The following is a 19,740-nucleotide window of genomic DNA, read 5'->3' on the forward strand; positions in this document are numbered from 1 at the left end:
AGGAGCAAAAATGGCAGATTTTAACAAACCAACTGTCGATAGCGAATATACGCAATTCCCAACCGAAATTAGAGCCGCCATTAGTGCGGCTTTATCATTTTTGGATGGGGAGCACACTAATGTCCCGCTAAAAGCAAAACGCTGGAATCCATCGACAAAAATTTTTGAAGAATATAATGGTGCTCAATGGGTACCCATGGCTACAGAGTATAAACTACCCGTTGATTATAACTCACTCAAAAACAAGCCACTCCCAAACTCTGCTGTTGACGACGAAAGTGACACAAAGTTTGCGAGTTCAGCAGCCGTTAAAACGGCTTATGATAAAGCGGCGGAAGCAAAAGAAGCTGCTAGCGCTAAACAATCCCCAGCCACAACCTTAGCAGGCTATGGTATTGGAAATTTCAAAGTAGAACAAGGGCAGGGCGATGCTAATGGCTATAAAACCGATGGCAATTATTACTTAGCAAGCGGTCAAAATCTACCCGAAAATGGGGAATGGCATATTGAAGTAGTTAGCGGTGGGGCAACAAATGCGGTGCGTCAAATTGCACGTAAAGCGAATGATAACAAAATCAAAACACGCTTTTTTAATGGCTCAAATTGGTCAGAATGGAAAGATGCAGGCGGCGACGGCGTGCCTATTGGTGCAGTTGTATCATTCCCTCGCTCAGTAACTAATCCCGTTGGTTTTTTACGTGCTGATGGTTTAACGTTCAGCCAACAATCCTTTCCCGATTTATACCGCACTTTGGGCGACAGCAACCAACTTCCTGATTTAACTCGTAGTGATGTGGGGATGACGGCTTATTTTGCCGTGGATAACATTCCCACTGGCTGGATTGCTTTTGATAGCATTCGCTCAACAGTCACACAGCAAAATTACCCAGAGTTATATCGTCACTTAGTCGGTAAATATGGTTCTCTTTCAAATGTACCACTTGCGGAAGACCGATTTATTAGAAATACAGGGAATGGATTAAATATCGGTCAGACACAAAGTGACGAAATTAAAAAGCACGTACATAAAGTTAGAACACACTGGGTTAATTCAAGTGATAGTAATGTTTTTTATGACAAAACGAAAACTGTTATAGACTCACGATTACGCTCTGCAACTGTAACTGATGACAATCTCGGTGATAATGGATTTATGCATCCGCTTTTAGATAGCCCGATGGCTACGGGGGGAGCTGAAACAAGACCGCGAGCGATTGCTCTCAAACTTTGTATAAAAGCAAAAAACACATTTGATGACGTTCAATTTTGGGTTAAAGCATTCGGCGTTGTTGAGAACGCAGGAATTTTAGATGCGGGTACACTTGTGCAAAATATGCAAGCGTTATCTGCGAGGGTTGAACAAAAAATAAAAGAAAATAAACAATCTACTTTACTAGAAATAAACAATGCAAAAGCTGATATAAATCAGAAATTTTTACAGGCGCAAGAGAGTTTATCTCAAATTAGTACATTAAAAACAGTGTGGCAAGGTAATGTAAGTTCTGGGCGTATTGATATTTCAGAAAAGTGTTTTGGTAAAACACTTATTTTGTATCTTCAGTCATCAGAAAGCCACAGCCTTGATGATAATAACAATATTGAACCCGTCAGTTTTGAAGTGGGTGCAGAAATTGAAGGTAAAAGGGGCGGTGGAGTTTATTTTAGTAGTATTCGTCAAGTAATTCCACACAATTCTGGTGGAACTAGGGTGTATCATGTAGAAGTCAAGAAATTCGCTGTGACTGTTGATAGAAACGGTACAACAATACACATTGAAGAACTTGCTGGTCGTTTTGTAAAACGTATTGATATTCGATGAAGGAGTGATTAATGAAAGTCTATTTTTTAAAAGAAAATTTGAATAGTTATCAAATTTTCCCTATTCCGCAAAACTTAAATGATTTTGTGGAAATGGAAGTAGAAAACGAATCAGAGCTTGAGACTAAACAACTTATTGATTTTAAAAGTCAATACATTCTAGTTGATAGACAACCAACAGAATTACACATATGGAATGGAAATAGCTGGGTTATTGATGAGGAGAAGCAAACTGAAATTAAGCGTGAACTCATTAAAAGACTAGTTGATAGCATTGATGATACAGCAGCTAGTATTAGTGCGAAGTGGACTCGATTTGCCGAGGAATACAAAGAACGTGAATCTGCAGCTCTGGCATTTAAAGAAGCGAATTTTACTGGCGAAGTAAGCATCTATATATCAAGTTTTGCAACTGTCGCAGGACTTGATAATAAATCAGCAACATTGCTAATTTTAAAACAGGCTGAAGGATTACGAACACTGCAAGAACAACTCGCGGTGCAGCGTATGCGTAAGTATGAGCTCAAGCACGAAGAATTGAGTGAAGAAGAATTACAGCAAATTCATAATGACATTATCAGAAAAATGAAAGCATTAACGGAGGTGCAACAATGACGGAAGGTAAGGTTTATTTAGCGTTGTATAAAGGCAAGAAAACAGGCTGGACACCTAAAGCGATCTTGGCTCGATTATCAGATTGGTTAACTCGTAAGCTTACTAAAGGTTTATATAGCCATTGTGAAATTGTCGTAAATAAAGGTTTTAAGGTCTGCTATTCGTCATCAATACGAGATGGTGGAGTACGTAGTAAGATCATGTACTTAGAACATGAGAAGTGGGATTTAATTGAACTGCAAAACATAACGGAAGAGCGGATTAAGGCTTATTTCGAGCAAACTAAAAACATGAGGTATGACTGGTGGGGTGCGCTAGGAATCGTACTTGGAATCAAACAAAAACGCTCAAAATATTTTTGTAGCGAATGGTGTTTTAATGCGATTTGCGGTGGGGAAAATGGCTGGCGATTTAGTCCGAATCAATTAGGGGCAATGTTTAAACATGATGACTAAAGACAAACCGATCATTAATTTCCACTGGAAATTTTATGCGATTTACCCCATACCACGCAGACCCTAAAATAAAAGGCAATGAGGCAATACCTGACATTGGCCCCAAAAATCTAAGACCGCCAGCCATGATGTGGACAACGTCCGACCCTTGGCCAGATAGAGTTTAAGACAAGCGGTGGGGAATTTCGCTGTTTCTTATATCTAATTTAAACGCCCTTTAATGATGATTTAAAGGGCGTTTTTATTTCTCAAATTTAGCGGGCGGTTACACCTAAAGCGCGATGAAAATTCACCGAACTTTCTAAATACTGTTTATCATTAACTCAATGATCAGCTAGGATTAAATGATTTTAGTTTGACGAGAATTTGACAAGATAGGTGTAAAAAGGTATGGAAGGTTGATAGGACTAATGGATAAATATATAATATCTATATGCGTAAGTGGTTGATTTATAATTTATTATTGATTAATATCTATTATAACTGGTTCGGACTCTTAATCCGTCAGTCGAGAGTTCGAGTCTCTCACAACCCACCATTTTTATTATTCATCTCTAATATTTTAAGTTTCTTTAATTTGCTTAAATTCTTGACTATTTTTAGCGGTTATTGTGGTAGAATACCCTTAAATTTTAGTCGGGCATCATTATGTTGGAAAATATTCGTATTGTTTTAATTGAAACTTCGCACAGTGGTAATATTGGTTCTGCGGCTAGAGCAATGAAAACGATGGGATTGACCCAGCTTTGTCTTGTTTCACCTAAATCTGTTGATGAACAATCTTATGCCCTTTCAGCTGGCGCAGAAAATATTGTAAAAAATGCTAGGGTTGTCGATAGTTTTGATGAAGCCGTCGATGATTGCTCTTTGGTAATTGGAACAAGTGCTCGCTTACGTCATTTACAAAATACATTGATCGAGCCTCGAGAATGCGCGGAGAAAGTTGTAGCGTATAAAGGCAAGATAGCTATTGTGTTTGGTCGTGAGCGTATTGGATTAACCAATGAAGAACTGCTGAAATGTCATTATCACTTGAATATTCCAGCGAATCCTGATTATTCTTCTTTAAATTTAGCAATGGCTGTGCAACTGGTAAGTTATGAATTGCGTATGGCTTTCTTAGTTCAAAATAATAAGAAAAATTCACTTTCTTTAATAGAGAAAAACTATCCAACAACAGATCAGTTAGCTTATTTTTTTGACTACACAGAACGTATATATCAGTCTCTTGGATTTATTCAAAATCAAGGAGTTATGCGTAAATTAAAGCGTTTATACTATCGTGCAAAATTAGAGAAAAACGAATTAAATATTTTAAATGGTATGCTAAGTGCGGTTGAAAAACGAATTGATTTAACAAAAGAGAATAATTGACTAAATTAGTCAGATATGTAAGTATTGTGCAATTAATTTTTAGGGATTCTTTATGAAACTTACATCGAAAGGTCGTTATGCAGTTACAGCCGTTTTAGATATTGCTTTAAATGCAGATGGCGGGCCTGTAAGCCTTGCGGATATTTCTGAACGCCAACATATTTCCTTATCTTATTTAGAGCAACTTTTTGCTAAATTACGTAAAGACGGTTTAGTCAAAAGTGTTCGCGGGCCAGGAGGTGGTTATCAGTTAGGGCTACCAAGTGAACAAATTTCTGTAGGAATGATTATTGCGGCAGTAAATGAAAATATTCACGTAACGAAATGTCTGGGGCGTGAAAATTGTAAAAATGGTGTGGAATGTTTAACTCACGAACTTTGGGAAGATTTAAGTTTACGTATTGAAAGTTTTTTAAATGAGATTACGTTAGCAGAGCTGGTAAATAAGCGTAATGTAAAACGTCAATCTCATCGTGATTTTAGTAATTTATTAGTTAATCAATAAAAAGGATAAGCAGTATATTTTTTAATAAAAAAGTGCGGTTATATTTAGCATAATTTAGGAGTGAAAATGAAATTACCTATTTATTTAGACTACGCAGCGACCTGTCCAGTCGATGAACGTGTTGCGAAAAAAATGATGGCGTTTCTAACCATCGATGGCACATTTGGCAATCCAGCCTCTCGCTCACATAAATTTGGTTGGCAAGCAGAAGAAGCTGTTGATATTGCGCGTAATCAAATCGCTGATCTCATTGGCTCAGATTCTCGTGAAATTGTCTTTACTTCTGGTGCGACAGAATCTGACAACCTCGCAATTAAAGGTGCGGCGCATTTCTATCAAACTAAAGGTAAACACATTATTACCTGTAAAACTGAACATAAAGCAGTGTTAGATACTTGCCGTCAATTAGAAAGAGAAGGTTTTGAAGTCACTTATTTGTCTCCAGAAGCTGATGGTTTAATTGATTTAGAAAAATTCAAAGCTGCGCTTCGTCCAGATACAATTCTAGCTTCAATTATGCACGCTAATAATGAAATTGGTGTGTTACAAGATATTAAAGCTATTGGCGAACTTTGTCGTGCAAATAAAACAATTTTCCATGTGGATGCAACTCAAAGTGTTGGTAAAGTTGAAATTAATTTGGAAGAATTAGCTGTTGATTTAATGTCGATGTCTAGCCATAAACTTTACGGGCCAAAAGGTGTTGGCGCATTGTATGTTCGTCGTAAACCTCGCATACGTTTAGAGGCGATTATTCATGGTGGTGGTCACGAACGTGGCATGCGTTCAGGTACATTACCTGTTCATCAAATCGTAGGAATGGGAGAGGCATATCGAATTGCAAAAGAAGAAATGGCATCAGAAATGCCGCGTTTAAAAGCACTTCGTGATCGTTTATATAATGGCTTAAAAGATATTGAAGAAACTTATGTAAATGGTTCAATGGAACATCGTTTAGATAGCAATTTAAATATTAGTTTTAACTATGTTGAGGGAGAGTCCTTAATGATGGCGTTGCGCGATATTGCTGTCTCTTCTGGTTCTGCTTGTACATCTGCTAGCTTAGAGCCATCTTATGTATTGCGCGCACTTGGCTTAAATGATGAATTGGCGCACAGTTCAATTCGTTTCACATTAGGTCGTTATACTACTGAAGAAGAAATTGATTACACAATTAATTTAATGAAGGGTGCGGTAGAAAAACTTCGTGCATTATCGCCATTATGGGATATGTTTAAAGAAGGTATTGATTTAAATACCATTGAGTGGTCAGCTCACTAATATTTAGTTGCCATTATCTGACAATGGCATTTACTAGAATTGAAAAAAGGAAAGTTAAAATGGCTTATAGCGAAAAAGTAATTGATCATTATGAAAATCCACGTAATGTGGGATCATTGGATAAAAAAGATAGCAATGTTGGTACTGGAATGGTCGGTGCGCCAGCTTGTGGTGATGTTATGCAACTACAAATCAAGGTAGATGATAATGGCATTATTGAAGATGCAAAATTCAAAACTTACGGCTGTGGTTCTGCGATTGCATCTAGTTCATTAATTACTGAGTGGGTAAAAGGTAAATCTTTAGAAGAAGCTGGGGCAATTAAAAATAGCCAAATTGCTGAAGAATTAGAATTGCCGCCAGTAAAAGTGCATTGCTCTATTTTAGCAGAAGATGCAATTAAAGCAGCAATTGCTGATTATAAAGCAAAACAAGGCTAATCATGTGAAAAAGTGCGGTCAATTTTGACCGCATTTTTAGCGGTGTTTGGGGGATAGATGGGTATTACATTAACAGAAAAAGCAGCTCAGCGAGTGAAAGCCTTTTTGGATAATCGTGGTAAAGGTATTGGATTACGTTTAGGTGTGAAAACATCAGGTTGTTCAGGCTTAGCTTATGTACTTGAGTTTGTAGATGTTTTAAATTCCGAAGATCAAGTTTTTGAGCAGCACGGTGTTAATATTATTGTCGATCCAAAAAGTCTCGTTTATCTCAATGGCATTGAGCTGGATTATGTAAAAGAAGGCCTAAATGAAGGCTTTAAATATAATAATCCAAATGTAAAAGAATCTTGTGGTTGTGGCGAAAGTTTCCACGTTTAAGGTAATAATCTGATGTTCAATCCTTTTCAAATTTTTGATTTGCCAGTTGATTTTCAGCTGGATGAAAAAGTACTAAATGCACGTTATTTAAAATTACAAAAGGCCCTACATCCAGATAATTTTGTCTCAAGTAGTGCTTTAGAGCAACGTGTTGCGATGCAAAAATCTACCGAAGTGAATGATGCCTTAAAAACGTTAAAAGACCCAATTTTGCGAGCTGAAGCGATCATTGCTCTTAATACTGGTGAGCAGTTAGATCTTGAACAAAAAAGCACGCAAGATGTGGCGTTTTTAATGCAACAATTACAATGGCGCGAACAATTAGAAGATGTTGAAAGCCAGCAAGATGAAAGAGCATTAAATGTTTTTGCGAAAGAAATTAAACAAGAAACTCAATCATTATTGACCGCACTTTTTGAGAGTTTGAAATCTCAACAATGGGCGAGAGCATCTCAATACTGTGATAAATTACGTTTTACCCATAAACTTTCTGAAGAAATTGAACGTGTGGAAGAACGAATTTTTGAATTAGATTAAATCTGGGGGCAAATGTAATTTGCCCCTACGAGATGTGAATAAATAACACTATGCAAACTCTTGAACAGCTCACTAGTCCAGAACATTCTGCTTGGATAACCCTTTCCCAATGGATTGATAACGCTCGCAATCATTGTGAAGTAATTAAAAAAGATCAATCCAGTGCGGAGCGTGAGCTTTTTACTATGCAAATGCCAACATCCTCGCCAATGGGTGCAGTAATCTATGAAACAGGTGGAATTTTAATTCATTATGGTTGGTTACGTATTTTAGGTTCTGGAAGTTTTAAATTACCGCGTGGCTTGATGGATTGGAATTTCAGTAAATCTTTTAGTGAGTCAGGCGAAAAACCAAAATATTTATTAGTTGCAGATGATGTGATTGGTGGTTATTTTGCGTTAAATGGTGGTTCGTTAGGCAATAATATTGGAAAAATTTATTACTATTCATCAAAAGATCTTACTTGGCATAATTTAAATTTTACTTACACAGAATTTTTAGCTTGGGCATTGAATGGCGATGTAGAGGCCTTTTATCAAGGGCTATTTTGGAAAAATTGGCAAGATGATGTAAAACAATTAGATGGTAACCAAGTTTTTGTATTTACGCCTGATTTAAACCAAGACAGAAAAATAGCAATTGATGAACGTCAAAAACAGGAAGTCAATATTGAAACCCATTACCAAGCAAACTTTGCAGAAAAAAATAAATTTGATTTGGCGTATTCCGTCGCATAACTAGTAGAAAAATAGCATATGGCATTATTACAAATTGCAGAACCAGGACAAGCTGCGGCACCGCATCAACATCGTTTAGCCGTTGGGATTGATTTGGGAACAACCAATTCTTTGGTTGCATCCGTGCGTAGTGGGCAATCCGTGATTCTTAATGATGAACAAGAACGCAGTCTTGTGCCGTCAGTTGTTCATTATGGCGTTGAAGAGAAGAAAGTTGGTTTAGAAGCCTTTGAGCAAGCCTCACTTGATCCAAAAAATACGGTGATTTCAGTAAAACGCTTAATTGGTCGCAGCCTTCCTGATGTTCAGTCTCGTTATTCTAGTTTGCCTTATGAATTTGTGGCGAGTGAAAATGGATTACCTTTAATTATTACGGCACAGGGGCCTAAAAGTCCAATTGAAGTGTCTTCAGATATTTTATCGCGCTTAAATCACATTGCAGAACAACGCCTTGGAGGTGAGCTTTCTGGGGTTGTGATTACAGTTCCAGCTTATTTCGATGATGCTCAACGTCAAAGCACTAAAGATGCTGCGCGTTTAGCTGGGCTAAATGTATTACGTTTATTGAATGAACCTACTGCAGCTGCACTTGCTTATGGATTGGATAGTGGGCAAGAAGGCATTATTGCGGTTTATGATTTAGGCGGTGGCACATTTGATATTTCAATTTTACGTTTATCAAAAGGTATCTTTGAAGTTTTAGCAACGGGGGGAGACACTGCATTAGGTGGAGATGATTTTGATCATTTAATTGCAGATTGGGTAATAGAACAAACTAAGCTAAAACCACAAACAGCAAATCAACAGCGTGAGCTAATAACCCTTGCCAACCAAGCTAAAATTACCTTGACTAATGAAAAAAGTGCGGTTATTTCTTGGCAAGATTTTTCAGTAGAGATTTCGCGGGAACAATTCAATGAATTAATTTATCCGCTTGTAAAACGTTCATTGCTAACTTGTCGTCGGGCATTGAAAGATGCCAATGTGGAATCCGAAGAAGTACAAGCCGTAGTAATGGTTGGTGGTTCAACTCGCGTGCCTTATGTAAGAGAACAAGTTGGCGAGTTTTTTGGTAAAACACCATTAACCTCAATCGATCCTGATAAAGTTGTGGCACTTGGTGCTGCAATTCAAGCAGATATTTTAGTCGGGAATAAAACTGATTCTGATATGTTATTACTTGATGTTGTCCCGCTTTCCTTAGGCATTGAGACGATGGGCGGATTAGTGGAAAAAATTATTCCACGTAATACAACAATTCCTGTGGCTCGTGCGCAAGAGTTTACTACTTTTAAAGATGGGCAAACGGCAATGAGTGTTCATGTGCTACAAGGCGAACGAGAGCTAGTCGATGATTGTCGTTCTTTAGGACGCTTTACTCTACGAGGTATTCCGCCAATGGCGGCGGGGGCAGCCCATATTAGAGTGACTTATCAAGTGGATGCAGATGGTTTATTAAGCGTTACAGCGATGGAAAAATCGACAAAAGTACAGGCTTCAATACAAATTAAACCATCTTATGGATTAACTGATGAAGAAGTAACCGCAATGATTAAATCTTCTTTTGATAATGCACAAGAAGATTTACAAGCACGTGAATTGGCAGAGCAGCGTGTGGAAGCAGATCGTGTTATTGAAAGCGTGATTGTTGCACTACAAGCAGATGGGGCTGAATTGCTTAGCACAGATGAATTTCATCATATTGAAACTGTGTTAAAACAATTAATGGATGTAAAACAAGGTTCAGATCGCGATGCAATTGCGCAAGGAATTAAAGCCTTAGACACTGCTACCCAAGAATTTGCTGCTCGCCGAATGAATGCATCAATTAATAAAGCTTTGACAGGTAAAAATCTGTCAGACATTGAAAATCCGTAAAACTGCAGTCAGATATTAAATAATTTTGAGGAAAGTATTATGCCAAAAGTGATTTTTTTACCTAATGAAGATTTTTGTCCTGAAGGTATGGTCGTTGATGCTGCAACAGGAGATAACTTATTAGAAGTTGCTCACAATGCGGGAGTAGAAATTCATCACGCTTGTGATGGTTCTTGTGCTTGTACAACTTGCCACGTGATTGTTCGTGAGGGGTTTGATTCTTTAAATGAAACGAGTGATCAAGAAGAAGATATGCTAGATAAGGCTTGGGGATTAGAAATGGATAGCCGTTTATCTTGTCAATGCGTCGTGGGAAATGAAGATCTTGTGGTAGAAATTCCAAAATATAACCTTAATCACGCAAATGAGGCGGCTCACTAATGAAATGGACAGACGCCCAATTAATTGCAGAAGAACTTTACGATCGTAATCCAGATTTAGATCCAAAAACAGTTCGTTTTACTGATTTACATAAATGGATTTGTGAACTTGAAGATTTTGATGACGATCCGAATAAATCAAATGAATCAATTCTTGAGGCTATTTTATTAAAATGGCTGGATGAATTTGAATAATCAGAAATTTGATTGAAAAAATACCCGCACTTTGATGCGGGTATTATTTTTTAAAGGTTGTTTAATTTCATTTTTGCCATTTGTTGTTCTAATTGGCTACCACTTTGTTGTGCTTGCTCAAAGCTGTTTTTCGCCGCAACTTTATCTCCTTTTGCAACTTGGATATCGCCCGTTAAAATCGCTTTGCGAGCATTAAAACTTTCGCCTTTCACTTGGTTTAAGGTGGTTAAAGCATTGTCTAATTGACCCAATTGAAATTGTACTGCACTGAGACGTAATGCAACAATAGATGTTAATACTTCATCTTGAGATTGGGTTAATGCTTGGTTTAAATTTGCTTCTGCTGCTGAAAAATCTTGTTTTTGAGTGGCTTTTTTCGCTTCATCTAACAAAGCAAATACAGCGTATGCAGTTTTGCTATTCGCTTGCACAAATTGTTCTATATTTGCTTTTTTAGCCTGTTCGTCTTGTTGCACAGAATTAATTAAAGTATCGTATTGTGCAGAAGCTTGAGCGATTTGTTCTGCTTGGTGCGATTGCCAATAACGCCATCCAAACATACCACCCACACCTAAGATAAAAGCGACAATAATTGTTTTGCCATTCTCTTTCCACCAGTCTTTTAACTGGTTAATCTCTTGTTCTTCTTCAATGGAATAAGCCATGTTTTTCCCCTTTTAAATTAAAATTGAGTTTGAAGATAGTCGATTATATTCACTAAATCTAAGGTTTGCTGATCTGTGCCACCTTGTAAGTGTTTAACAACGACTTGTTTATTTTGTACTTCGCTTTCGCCGATAACTAATGCCAATGTTGCACCAGATTTATCTGCACGTTTAAATTGTTTTTTAAAATTACCGCCAGAGCAGTGCAACATGGTATTTAAGTGCGGTAATTCCGAGCGTACTTTTTCCGCTAATTCAAAAGCGACTAATGTTGCGCCTTCGCCTTGATAAACAACATAAATATCCACCGCACTTTTCGCAGGAACATTTGGATTAACTTCTTGTACCAACAAGACTAAACGCTCTAATCCCATCGCAAATCCGATACTTGGCGTTGCGTGTCCGCCAAGTTGTTCCACTAAACCGTCATAACGACCGCCACCACACACGGTACCTTGTGCACCAAGAGCGGAGGTTACCCATTCAAATACAGTTTTGTTGTAATAATCTAAACCACGAACGAGTTTAGGATTAATTTCATATTGAATACCAACAGCATCTAATAATGAACATAATTGTTCAAAATGCGCACGGCTTTCATCATCTAAATAATCAAGTAATTTAGGCGCGTTATCTAATACTTTTTGTAATTCTGGATTTTTTGTATCCAAAATACGAAGCGGATTTCTTACTAAACGCTCTTTTTCTTCATCGCTCATTAAATCTTGATGGTTTTCTAAGAATCCAACTAAAGCTGAACGATAATTTGCTCGAGCTTCTAAAGAACCAATTGAGTTAAGTTGAAGTGTAACATGTTGATCGATACCTAACGCTTTCCATAAACGATAGGTAAGCATGATTAATTCGGCATCGATTTCTGGATTCGCAATACCGAATACCTCAACACCTACTTGATGGAATTGACGGTAACGCCCTTTTTGTGGACGTTCGTGACGGAACATTGGCCCGATATACCATAAGCGTTGTTCATTATTATAGATCCAACCGTGTTCAATGGCTGCTCGCACACAACCTGCTGTGCCTTCAGGGCGTAAGGTTAATTGTTCATCGTTATCCCAAAAGGTGTACATTTCTTTTGAGACAACATCAGTTACTTCGCCGATTGCACGCGCAAACAATGGCGTACTTTCTACAATTGGCATACGCACTTCCGAATAGCCATAACTATTTAATACATTGCGTACTTGTGCTTCAATCCATTGCCATAATGGAGATTCTGTTGGGGCGCAATCGTTCATACCACGAATTGCTTGAATTGTTTTTGCCACGCGCTTTCCTTAAATAATTCTGTTTTTTGGATCTTGTCGTGCGACTTTCGCACGAATTTTTGCTTCTAATTGGTTCACTATATCTTCGTTATCAAAACGCTCTTTTTGGCGTTCGCCGTCAAGATAATAACCGCTTTTTTTGTTACCGCCCGTTACGCCGAGATCGGAGATGAGTGCCTCGCCAGGACCATTCACTACACAACCGATAATAGATACATCCATTGGTGTAATAATATCTTCAAGGCGTTGTTCTAGCGCATTTACTGTACCGATTACATCAAATTCTTGGCGAGAACAGGTTGGGCAAGCAATAAAGTTAATTCCTCTTGAACGAATCCGTAAAGATTTCAAAATATCAAAACCGACTTTGATTTCCTCTATGGGATCTGCCGCCAAAGAGATGCGCAGTGTATCACCAATGCCCTCAGCTAATAACATTCCTAAACCCACCGCAGATTTTACTGCGCCAGCGCGTGCGCCACCTGCTTCTGTAATGCCTAAATGTAAAGGCTGTTTAATTGCTTTAGCCAGTAAACGATAAGATTCAACCGCTAAGAATACATCGGAGGCTTTTACGCTCACTTTAAACTGATCGAAGTTAAGACGATCTAGAATTTCTACATGACGCAATGCGGATTCTAACAAGGCTTCTGGCGTTGGTTCGCCATATTTTTCTTGCAAATCTTTTTCTAAAGAGCCTGCATTTACACCAATACGAATCGGAATATTTTTGTCTTGCGCACAATCAACAACGGCACGGACGCGATCTTCACGACCAATGTTGCCAGGATTGATACGTAAACAATCCACTCCATATTCTGCGACTTTTAACGCAATACGATAGTCAAAATGAATATCTGCTACGAGCGGGACATTCACTTGTTGTTTAATTTGTTTAAATGCTTCCGCAGCATCCATTGTTGGAACAGATACACGAACAATATCTGCACCAACACGTTCTAATGATTTAATTTGAGCAACTGTCGCTTCCACATCAGTGGTGCGAGTATTTGTCATTGATTGCACGGCAATCGGTGCATCCCCACCAATTGGTACATTTCCCACATAAATTTTTGTCGATTCACGACGCTTAATAGTTGGCTGAAAAGCTGACATTATTTTTCCTAAGGTTGTGAAAGCTTGAATTTTGCTACGCGACCATCCACTTTGAGAGGATAATTCTCGCCTTTGTAAGTGATACGCACATTGCTTGGTGCGCCTACAATTAATGAAAATTCATTGCCATTAAAGGTTAATATTTCGCCTTGTTTATATTCTTTTTGTGCTAATACGTGGCGAGCGTTATCTTTTACACTAATCCAACTGCTATTTGCTAGTATTTCAATCACTAAATCGCCTTTTGCTATAGGTAACGTTGGAGAAATACTTGGATTTTCGACCGCACTTTGAATATCTGAAACTGATTTTTCATCGTTTTTGGGTTGTGAAACGCTATTTTCTTGTGCTATTTCTGGTAACAGATTATTTGTTATTTCTACTGGTTGTGAGACTGGTGCTGCTGTTTCTGGTGCAGATTTATTAGTTTCTTCTGTTGTCACAAGAGCGGTGGTGGGCTGATTGTTTTCGGTAGAGGCAACATAGCTTTGCACTAAATCATCGCGTTCTTGAGTATTTTGTTGATAACTTTGCCACCACCAAAGCCCAGTCATACCAATTACCATCACGAATACTATTGCGGTTAAACGCCCGATCCAACGATTGTGAGAAGAATATTGATTAACGGCACGGGTTGAACGTGCATTTTTCCCTAAATCATTTTTTTCGGTTTCAGCAAAAACAATATTTTCCCACACAGAATCTGGCAAACGTAAGAATTTTGCATAGCTGCGAACATAACCTTTGACAAATATAGAAGGCGTTGATTTTTGAATAAATTCATTATTTTCAAGTTGCTCTAATATAGAAGGGCGTAGCGTGATTTCTTTAGCGACATCTTCAAGAGAAAGATTTAAGGCTTCGCGTGTTTGACGAAAAATCTCACCAGGAGAAAGCACTTGCTCAGTAGTTGGATTCATAAAGTTAATCAAATAATTAGGCGGTAAATAAGGGCTAAATTTTAAAGTCCAATACTTGATTTGGCAATGCTTTATTTTAGACTATTGAATTTTTCCGCACGTTTTCCATTGATTTGACGTAATTTTTCTAATGTTTGCTGATAAATATCCATTTTTTTCGCGGAATAAGCACAAAGCGCGATATTTTCAAATGTATCTGCTTGATGATAATAATTCGGCGAATTAAGGGCTAATTCAAATTATTGCTGGGCTTGCTCAAATTTCTTTTGACTACATAGAAACGTACCAAAATTATTATGTACATCGCCTTGTTTATGATTAAGTTTTACGGCTATTTCATACTCACGAAAGGCATTTTCTATTTGCCCTTGTTGTTGATAATAATGTGCAAGTGCTGAATGTACGAGATAGTAATTTTTATCGTGTTGAAGTGCTTTGTCTAAATTGATTTTAGCCAGTTGAGGATTATTTTGCTGAAGATAGCTCAAAGCGAGTTCCACTCGCGCTTTGGCGGCAGCTTGATGATCTAAGCTAGACGCAGATTGTGAAACGCAGGCAGAAAAAATGAAAGGGAAAATAACCGCACTTAGTTGTTTACTTATTGTTTGCATTTTTCTCCTTTTAACAGGGGCAGTCGAAATATTTAATATGCTTTAATTTGTATGAAAACATAGGGCATGTGAACTTGATTAATTCACATGCCTAGAATATTAATTAACTTCTGTTACCCCAATATTTTGTCCAAATTGGCGTTTCATTGCCGTACGTTTAGTACGATCGATCACATCTCCAGCTAGCTGTCCGCAAGCCGCATCAATATCATCGCCACGGGTTTTACGGATAATCACGGTAAAGCCATATTCCATTAATGTTTTTTGGAAGCGGTCGATACGCGTATTCGAGCTTTTTGCATAAGGTGCCTCTGGGAACGGATTCCACGGAATTAAATTAATTTTACAAGGTGTATTTTTTAATACTTCTGCAAGTTGATGAGCGTGTTCAATGCCATCATTTACATGATCGAGCATCACATACTCAATCGTCACTTTGCCGTGGTTTGCATTTGATACATTTAAATAACGATTTACTGAGTCAATCAAGGTTTTGATATTATATTTTTTGTTGATTGGCACAATTTCATCACGTAATTCATCATTTGGTGCATGTAATGAAATTGCCAGTGCCACATCGATCATTTTGCTCAAATTATCTAGTGCTGGCACAACCCCAGAAGTTGATAAAGTGACACGACGTTTTGATAAACCGTAAGCAAAGTCATCTAACATAATTTCCATTGCAGGAACAACGTTTGCGACATTTAATAAGGGTTCGCCCATTCCCATCATTACCACATTTGTAATGGGTCTAACGCCAGTTACGCCAAAGTTACCAATAATTTTAGAGGCTCGCCATACTTGACCGATAATTTCTGAAACCGTTAAATTGCGATTAAATCCTTGTTGTGCTGTTGAACAAAATGTACAAGCTAAGGCACAGCCAACTTGGGAAGATACACAAAGCGTCGCGCGATCTGCTTCGGGAATATACACAGTTTCAACTTGCTGCTCGCCCACTTGCATTGCCCATTTTATCGTGCCATCGGCTGAACGCTGTTCAACGGCAACTTCTGGGGCTTTAATTTCTGCAACCGCCTTAAGTTTTTCACGTAATTTTTTATTAATGTTTGTCATATTGTCGAAGTTATCTTCGCCAAAATGATAAATCCATTTAACTAACTGATCTGCTCGAAATGGTTTTTCGCCGAGTTCTTTAAAAAATTCGCGCATTTGTTGGCGCGTTAAATCCATTAGATTAATTTTTTTAGCGGGTGCATCTGATTGCACTGACAATAATTCTGACATTTTAGCCTCGTTATTACACATTGTGGCGATAGCATTGTGCAGGTGTTTTTATCAAAAACTCACAACGAAAAATTCGCAATTAAAAAATGAACGGCGATTGTACAGATTTGTCACCGCATAATCTAGCGGAATTGAAAAACGATGGAAAATCTTACCGCACTTTTTTGCGATCTAGGTCGCAAATATTTTCAATTACAGCGGAAAAAGTGCGGTAAAATGCGAGCTTATTTTCTAAGGTGTCCAATAATGTTTAAAAAAGCTTTATTTATTTTATCTTTGTGTCCTTCTTTTTCGCTGGCACAGTCTTATGTTGTGTATGATTTTACCCATAATCGAGTATTGGAAAGCCATGCGCCTGATAGTATTCAGCCTATTGCCTCTGTAACAAAATTAATGACGGCTAATGTATTTTTAGAGAATAATAAAAATCCTAATTGTCGAATCGCAATCACAAAAGAGGATACGGATCGAATTAAAGGCACTGGAACAAAATTACCTAAAAATATTCCTATCTCTTGTAACGAATTATTGAAAGCAATGCTTGTCCATTCTGATAACTATGCTGCCCACGCGCTTTCTCGTGCAGCGGGAATAAGTCGTCGCCAATTTATTAATAAAATGAACGAAAAAGCCCATCAACTTGGTATGTATTCTACTCGTTTTCACGATAGTTCAGGATTATCTAGCTATAATATTTCCAGCCCAATGGATTTAGTTAAGCTCGCCAAATATTCATTAAATAAATCGGACATTAAACGTTTATCTAATCTTAGTGCAACTTATATCCAAGCAGGGAAACACAAACTTTATATTAAAAATACCAATAAGTTAGTGCGTGATGAAATTTTTGATGCGGCAGTGAATAAAACAGGCTACATTCAAGAATCTGGTTATAATCTCGTTTTCATTAATAAACACCGATGCAAAAATGCAACTATTGGCGTAATTAGTTTAAATAACACTTCCTCTGCGTATCGTTCTAGTTTTACTAAAAGCAAATTAGAAAAATTCGGCTGCACGGCATTAAATGGAAGAACAATTCGTGATGTAGCAGGAGAAGCCCAATATGAAGATGGCTATGATGAAGTGGGATTTAATACGCTAATTCAGAAATTATCAAAATAATGTTCATAAACATAAAAATGCGAGATAACAGTTTGTTTTATCTCGCGTTTTTTAGCTGATGAGCAGGCTGTTCAATAGTGACTTTTTCTTGGTCAGTTGTTTTGGTTTGTTCTGTCATTTTAGGTTTATCATCACAAGCAGCCAAGACTATTGCTGAACTTAATACTAACCAAAATGTTTTGTTCTTTTTTCATAAATTCAATACATTTTGTACGAAATAATTATAAATAAATCTATTATTTTGATAATCATTCCTATTCCAAAACAATATAAAAAGTAGTACTATTATCTCCGATGAATAATTGTTGAGCTATTGAACAATTATTCAGGCATTCAATCTATCTTTTTTTAAATAAGGACATCTTATGCGAAATTCATTCAAAATTATGACCGCACTTGCACTTGGTTTATTTGCAATGCAAGCTAACGCAAAATTTAAAGTAGTTACCACCTTCACCGTGATTCAAGATATTGCGCAAAATGTGGCAGGCAATGCGGCAACGGTGGAATCTCTTACTAAACCTGGCGCAGAAATTCACGAATATGAACCAACGCCAAAAGACATTGTAAAAGCGCAATCTGCTGATTTAATTTTATGGAATGGCTTAAATTTGGAACGTTGGTTTGAGCGTTTCTTCCAAAATGTTAAAGATAAACCTGCTGTGGTAGTAACAGAAGGTATTCAACCATTATCTATTTATGAAGGCCCGTATAAAGATGCGCCTAATCCACATGCGTGGATGTCGCCATCTAATGCTTTAATTTATATTGAAAATATTAAAAATGCGTTAGTGAAATACGATCCACAAAATGCAGCTGTATATGAAAAAAATGCCGCTGACTATGCTCAAAAAATTAAACAACTTGATGAACCGCTTCGTGCAAAATTAGCACAAATTCCAGAAGAGCAACGCTGGCTTGTAACAAGTGAGGGGGCTTTCAGTTATTTGGCGAAAGATTACAACTTAAAAGAAGGTTATTTATGGCCAATCAATGCTGAACAACAAGGCTCACCACAACAAGTGCGTAAAGTGATTGATTTAGTTCGTAAAAACAATATTCCAGTTGTGTTTAGTGAAAGTACAATTTCAGCGAAACCTGCACAACAAGTAGCGAAAGAAAGTGGCACAAAATACGGTGGCGTATTGTATGTTGATTCACTTTCTGCGAAAGAAGGTCCAGTGCCAACTTATATTGATTTGCTTAACGTCACTGTATCAACCATTGTTAAAGGATTCGGAAAATAATGGACTCTTTCTCGACATCAATTTGGGTTAATGATGTAACTGTTCGTTACAACAATGGTCATACTGCTATTCACAATATGACGTTCTCACTCAATAGTGGAACTATTTGTGCGTTGGTTGGCGTGAATGGAAGTGGTAAGTCCACATTATTTAAAAGCATAATGGGACTTGTAAAGCCACAACAAGGCGAAATTAAACTTTGTGATTTGCCAATTTCCCAAGCATTGAAACGTAATTTGGTTGCTTATGTACCACAATCAGAAGAAGTGGATTGGCAATTTCCTGTGTCAGTGTATGATGTCGTGATGATGGGACGTTATGGGTATATGAATTTTCTTCGTATCCCCAAAGCGATTGATAAACAAAAAGTTCAAGAGGCGATGCAGCGAGTAAATATTGAGCATCTTGCGCATCGTCAAATTGGTGAGTTATCTGGCGGGCAGAAAAAACGCGTGTTTTTAGCCCGCGCTTTAGCACAACAAAGTCCCATTATTTTATTGGATGAACCTTTTACTGGCGTTGATGTGAAAACTGAAAATGCCATTATTGATCTTCTTCAACAGCTTCGGGAAGAAGGTCATCTTATTCTTGTTTCAACCCATAACTTAGGTTCTGTTCCTGATTTTTGTGATCAAGTGGTAATGATTAATCGCACGGTCATCGCCGCAGGAAAAACAGAAGACACCTTTAACCAACATAATTTGGAAATTGTATTTGGTGGGGTGTTACGTCATATTAAATTATTGGGCGAAAATTTACATAATGATGAAGATAAACGTTCTGTTACTGTCTTAACAGATGATGAAAAAGCCGTTGTATTCTATGGCGAAACTAAGCAAGATCCACCTGCGCCAACAACACAAAATTGTCATTTTGAAGATTACCCTTATAAAAGTGCGGTTAAAAATAAGAGGGATTAG

General features: G+C 37.6%; 21 protein-coding genes and 1 pseudogene. 16 read left to right on the top strand and 6 right to left on the bottom strand.

What is annotated here, in order from left to right; translation table 11 throughout:
• The first annotated feature begins 10 nt into the window (after positions 1 to 10).
• The 13 genes from AT683_RS03465 (at position 11) to iscX (ending at position 10,596) form a co-directional block, all read left to right on the top strand.
• On the top strand, positions 11 to 1,819 hold the full coding sequence (locus AT683_RS03465) for a pyocin knob domain-containing protein (protein ID WP_227990540.1): 1,809 nt from the start codon (positions 11 to 13) through the stop codon (positions 1,817 to 1,819).
• A gap of 11 nt (positions 1,820 to 1,830) precedes the next feature.
• A complete protein-coding gene (locus AT683_RS03470) occupies positions 1,831 to 2,433 on the top strand; it encodes a hypothetical protein (protein WP_038440732.1) in 603 nt (200 codons plus the stop codon).
• The gene (locus tag AT683_RS03475; protein WP_013525579.1) at positions 2,430 to 2,888 is read left to right on the top strand and encodes a hypothetical protein; all 459 of its coding nucleotides are present in this window, start codon (positions 2,430 to 2,432) and stop codon (positions 2,886 to 2,888) included. Before AT683_RS03470 ends, AT683_RS03475 begins: the two co-directional genes overlap by 4 nt.
• Before the next feature lie 648 nt (positions 2,889 to 3,536).
• Entirely contained in the window at positions 3,537 to 4,262 is a 726-nt protein-coding gene (gene trmJ, locus AT683_RS03480) for a tRNA (cytosine(32)/uridine(32)-2'-O)-methyltransferase TrmJ (RefSeq protein ID WP_005654873.1), read from the top strand.
• 52 nt (positions 4,263 to 4,314) lie between these two features.
• On the top strand, positions 4,315 to 4,767 hold the full coding sequence (gene iscR, locus AT683_RS03485) for a Fe-S cluster assembly transcriptional regulator IscR (protein WP_005654871.1): 453 nt from the start codon (positions 4,315 to 4,317) through the stop codon (positions 4,765 to 4,767).
• Between the two features lie 66 nt (positions 4,768 to 4,833).
• Positions 4,834 to 6,048: an IscS subfamily cysteine desulfurase gene (locus AT683_RS03490; protein WP_005649169.1), complete on the top strand. Its 1,215-nt coding sequence runs from the start codon at positions 4,834 to 4,836 to the stop codon at positions 6,046 to 6,048.
• 59 nt (positions 6,049 to 6,107) lie between these two features.
• Positions 6,108 to 6,488, top strand: coding sequence for a Fe-S cluster assembly scaffold IscU (gene iscU / locus AT683_RS03495; protein ID WP_005654861.1), 381 nt, complete (start codon positions 6,108 to 6,110; stop codon positions 6,486 to 6,488).
• Between the two features lie 57 nt (positions 6,489 to 6,545).
• The gene (gene iscA / locus AT683_RS03500; protein WP_005649164.1) at positions 6,546 to 6,869 is read left to right on the top strand and encodes an iron-sulfur cluster assembly protein IscA; all 324 of its coding nucleotides are present in this window, start codon (positions 6,546 to 6,548) and stop codon (positions 6,867 to 6,869) included.
• A 12-nt stretch (positions 6,870 to 6,881) separates the two neighbouring features.
• Positions 6,882 to 7,406 (top strand): Fe-S protein assembly co-chaperone HscB, encoded by a 525-nt coding sequence (gene hscB, locus AT683_RS03505; RefSeq protein WP_011272012.1) that lies wholly within the window; start codon positions 6,882 to 6,884, stop codon positions 7,404 to 7,406.
• Positions 7,407 to 7,456: 50 nt separating this feature from the next.
• Positions 7,457 to 8,143 (top strand): DUF2625 domain-containing protein, encoded by a 687-nt coding sequence (locus AT683_RS03510; protein ID WP_005669116.1) that lies wholly within the window; start codon positions 7,457 to 7,459, stop codon positions 8,141 to 8,143.
• Positions 8,144 to 8,161: 18 nt separating this feature from the next.
• A complete protein-coding gene (hscA, locus tag AT683_RS03515; RefSeq protein WP_011272011.1) occupies positions 8,162 to 10,021 on the top strand; it encodes a Fe-S protein assembly chaperone HscA in 1,860 nt (619 codons plus the stop codon).
• Between the two features lie 39 nt (positions 10,022 to 10,060).
• Positions 10,061 to 10,402: an ISC system 2Fe-2S type ferredoxin gene (gene fdx / locus AT683_RS03520; protein WP_005656373.1), complete on the top strand. Its 342-nt coding sequence runs from the start codon at positions 10,061 to 10,063 to the stop codon at positions 10,400 to 10,402.
• Positions 10,402 to 10,596 (top strand): Fe-S cluster assembly protein IscX, encoded by a 195-nt coding sequence (gene iscX / locus AT683_RS03525; protein WP_005659903.1) that lies wholly within the window; start codon positions 10,402 to 10,404, stop codon positions 10,594 to 10,596. The genes fdx and iscX overlap by 1 nt, the downstream gene beginning before the upstream one ends.
• 50 nt (positions 10,597 to 10,646) lie before the next feature.
• Here iscX and AT683_RS03530 read toward each other — a convergent pair whose 3' ends face one another.
• The 6 genes and pseudogenes from AT683_RS03530 to rlmN all read right to left on the bottom strand — a co-directional run bounded on the left by AT683_RS03530 (position 10,647) and on the right by rlmN (position 16,448).
• Entirely contained in the window at positions 10,647 to 11,261 is a 615-nt protein-coding gene (locus AT683_RS03530; protein WP_011272010.1) for a YfgM family protein, read from the bottom strand.
• A gap of 17 nt (positions 11,262 to 11,278) precedes the next feature.
• Complete coding sequence (hisS, locus tag AT683_RS03535) at positions 11,279 to 12,550, bottom strand: histidine--tRNA ligase (protein WP_038440737.1); 1,272 nt, start codon at positions 12,548 to 12,550, stop codon at positions 11,279 to 11,281.
• A gap of 9 nt (positions 12,551 to 12,559) precedes the next feature.
• Complete coding sequence (gene ispG / locus AT683_RS03540; protein WP_011272008.1) at positions 12,560 to 13,666, bottom strand: flavodoxin-dependent (E)-4-hydroxy-3-methylbut-2-enyl-diphosphate synthase; 1,107 nt, start codon at positions 13,664 to 13,666, stop codon at positions 12,560 to 12,562.
• Between the two features lie 8 nt (positions 13,667 to 13,674).
• Positions 13,675 to 14,586, bottom strand: coding sequence for a RodZ domain-containing protein (locus tag AT683_RS03545; protein ID WP_011272007.1), 912 nt, complete (start codon positions 14,584 to 14,586; stop codon positions 13,675 to 13,677).
• A gap of 71 nt (positions 14,587 to 14,657) precedes the next feature.
• Positions 14,658 to 15,197: pseudogene (pilW, locus tag AT683_RS03550) on the bottom strand (type IV pilus biogenesis/stability protein PilW).
• Between the two features lie 99 nt (positions 15,198 to 15,296).
• A complete protein-coding gene (gene rlmN, locus AT683_RS03555; protein WP_042599461.1) occupies positions 15,297 to 16,448 on the bottom strand; it encodes a dual-specificity RNA methyltransferase RlmN in 1,152 nt (383 codons plus the stop codon).
• A gap of 246 nt (positions 16,449 to 16,694) precedes the next feature.
• Between rlmN and AT683_RS03560 the strand changes: the two genes are divergently transcribed.
• From AT683_RS03560 to AT683_RS03570, 3 genes are all read left to right on the top strand, one after another.
• Positions 16,695 to 17,573 (top strand): D-alanyl-D-alanine carboxypeptidase family protein, encoded by an 879-nt coding sequence (locus AT683_RS03560; RefSeq protein ID WP_038440739.1) that lies wholly within the window; start codon positions 16,695 to 16,697, stop codon positions 17,571 to 17,573.
• Positions 17,574 to 17,938: 365 nt separating this feature from the next.
• On the top strand, positions 17,939 to 18,820 hold the full coding sequence (locus AT683_RS03565) for a metal ABC transporter substrate-binding protein (protein ID WP_058222185.1): 882 nt from the start codon (positions 17,939 to 17,941) through the stop codon (positions 18,818 to 18,820).
• On the top strand, positions 18,820 to 19,740 hold the full coding sequence (locus AT683_RS03570) for an ATP-binding cassette domain-containing protein (RefSeq protein WP_005662663.1): 921 nt from the start codon (positions 18,820 to 18,822) through the stop codon (positions 19,738 to 19,740). Before AT683_RS03565 ends, AT683_RS03570 begins: the two co-directional genes overlap by 1 nt.

It is taken from the genome of Haemophilus influenzae (genome assembly GCF_001457655.1).
Taxonomy (GTDB): Bacteria; Pseudomonadota; Gammaproteobacteria; order Enterobacterales; family Pasteurellaceae; genus Haemophilus; species Haemophilus influenzae.

Bases quoted from the DNA above. Each gene is read 5' to 3' on its own strand.
- AT683_RS03530 (WP_011272010.1), bottom strand. From the start codon at position 11,261: ATGGCTTATTCCATTGAAGAAGAACAAGAGATTAACCAGTTAAAAGAC.
- AT683_RS03470 (WP_038440732.1), top strand. From the start codon at position 1,831: ATGAAAGTCTATTTTTTAAAAGAAAATTTGAATAGTTATCAAATTTTC.
- hscA (WP_011272011.1), top strand. From the start codon at position 8,162: ATGGCATTATTACAAATTGCAGAACCAGGACAAGCTGCGGCACCGCAT.
- AT683_RS03490 (WP_005649169.1), top strand. From the start codon at position 4,834: ATGAAATTACCTATTTATTTAGACTACGCAGCGACCTGTCCAGTCGAT.
- AT683_RS03570 (WP_005662663.1), top strand. From the start codon at position 18,820: ATGGACTCTTTCTCGACATCAATTTGGGTTAATGATGTAACTGTTCGT.
- AT683_RS03545 (WP_011272007.1), bottom strand. From the start codon at position 14,586: ATGAATCCAACTACTGAGCAAGTGCTTTCTCCTGGTGAGATTTTTCGT.
- AT683_RS03465 (WP_227990540.1), top strand. From the start codon at position 11: ATGGCAGATTTTAACAAACCAACTGTCGATAGCGAATATACGCAATTC.
- AT683_RS03510 (WP_005669116.1), top strand. From the start codon at position 7,457: ATGCAAACTCTTGAACAGCTCACTAGTCCAGAACATTCTGCTTGGATA.
- trmJ (WP_005654873.1), top strand. From the start codon at position 3,537: ATGTTGGAAAATATTCGTATTGTTTTAATTGAAACTTCGCACAGTGGT.
- hscB (WP_011272012.1), top strand. From the start codon at position 6,882: ATGTTCAATCCTTTTCAAATTTTTGATTTGCCAGTTGATTTTCAGCTG.
- iscR (WP_005654871.1), top strand. From the start codon at position 4,315: ATGAAACTTACATCGAAAGGTCGTTATGCAGTTACAGCCGTTTTAGAT.
- AT683_RS03475 (WP_013525579.1), top strand. From the start codon at position 2,430: ATGACGGAAGGTAAGGTTTATTTAGCGTTGTATAAAGGCAAGAAAACA.
- AT683_RS03565 (WP_058222185.1), top strand. From the start codon at position 17,939: ATGCGAAATTCATTCAAAATTATGACCGCACTTGCACTTGGTTTATTT.
- AT683_RS03560 (WP_038440739.1), top strand. From the start codon at position 16,695: ATGTTTAAAAAAGCTTTATTTATTTTATCTTTGTGTCCTTCTTTTTCG.
- rlmN (WP_042599461.1), bottom strand. From the start codon at position 16,448: ATGTCAGAATTATTGTCAGTGCAATCAGATGCACCCGCTAAAAAAATT.
- ispG (WP_011272008.1), bottom strand. From the start codon at position 13,666: ATGTCAGCTTTTCAGCCAACTATTAAGCGTCGTGAATCGACAAAAATT.
- fdx (WP_005656373.1), top strand. From the start codon at position 10,061: ATGCCAAAAGTGATTTTTTTACCTAATGAAGATTTTTGTCCTGAAGGT.
- iscU (WP_005654861.1), top strand. From the start codon at position 6,108: ATGGCTTATAGCGAAAAAGTAATTGATCATTATGAAAATCCACGTAAT.
- iscA (WP_005649164.1), top strand. From the start codon at position 6,546: ATGGGTATTACATTAACAGAAAAAGCAGCTCAGCGAGTGAAAGCCTTT.
- iscX (WP_005659903.1), top strand. From the start codon at position 10,402: ATGAAATGGACAGACGCCCAATTAATTGCAGAAGAACTTTACGATCGT.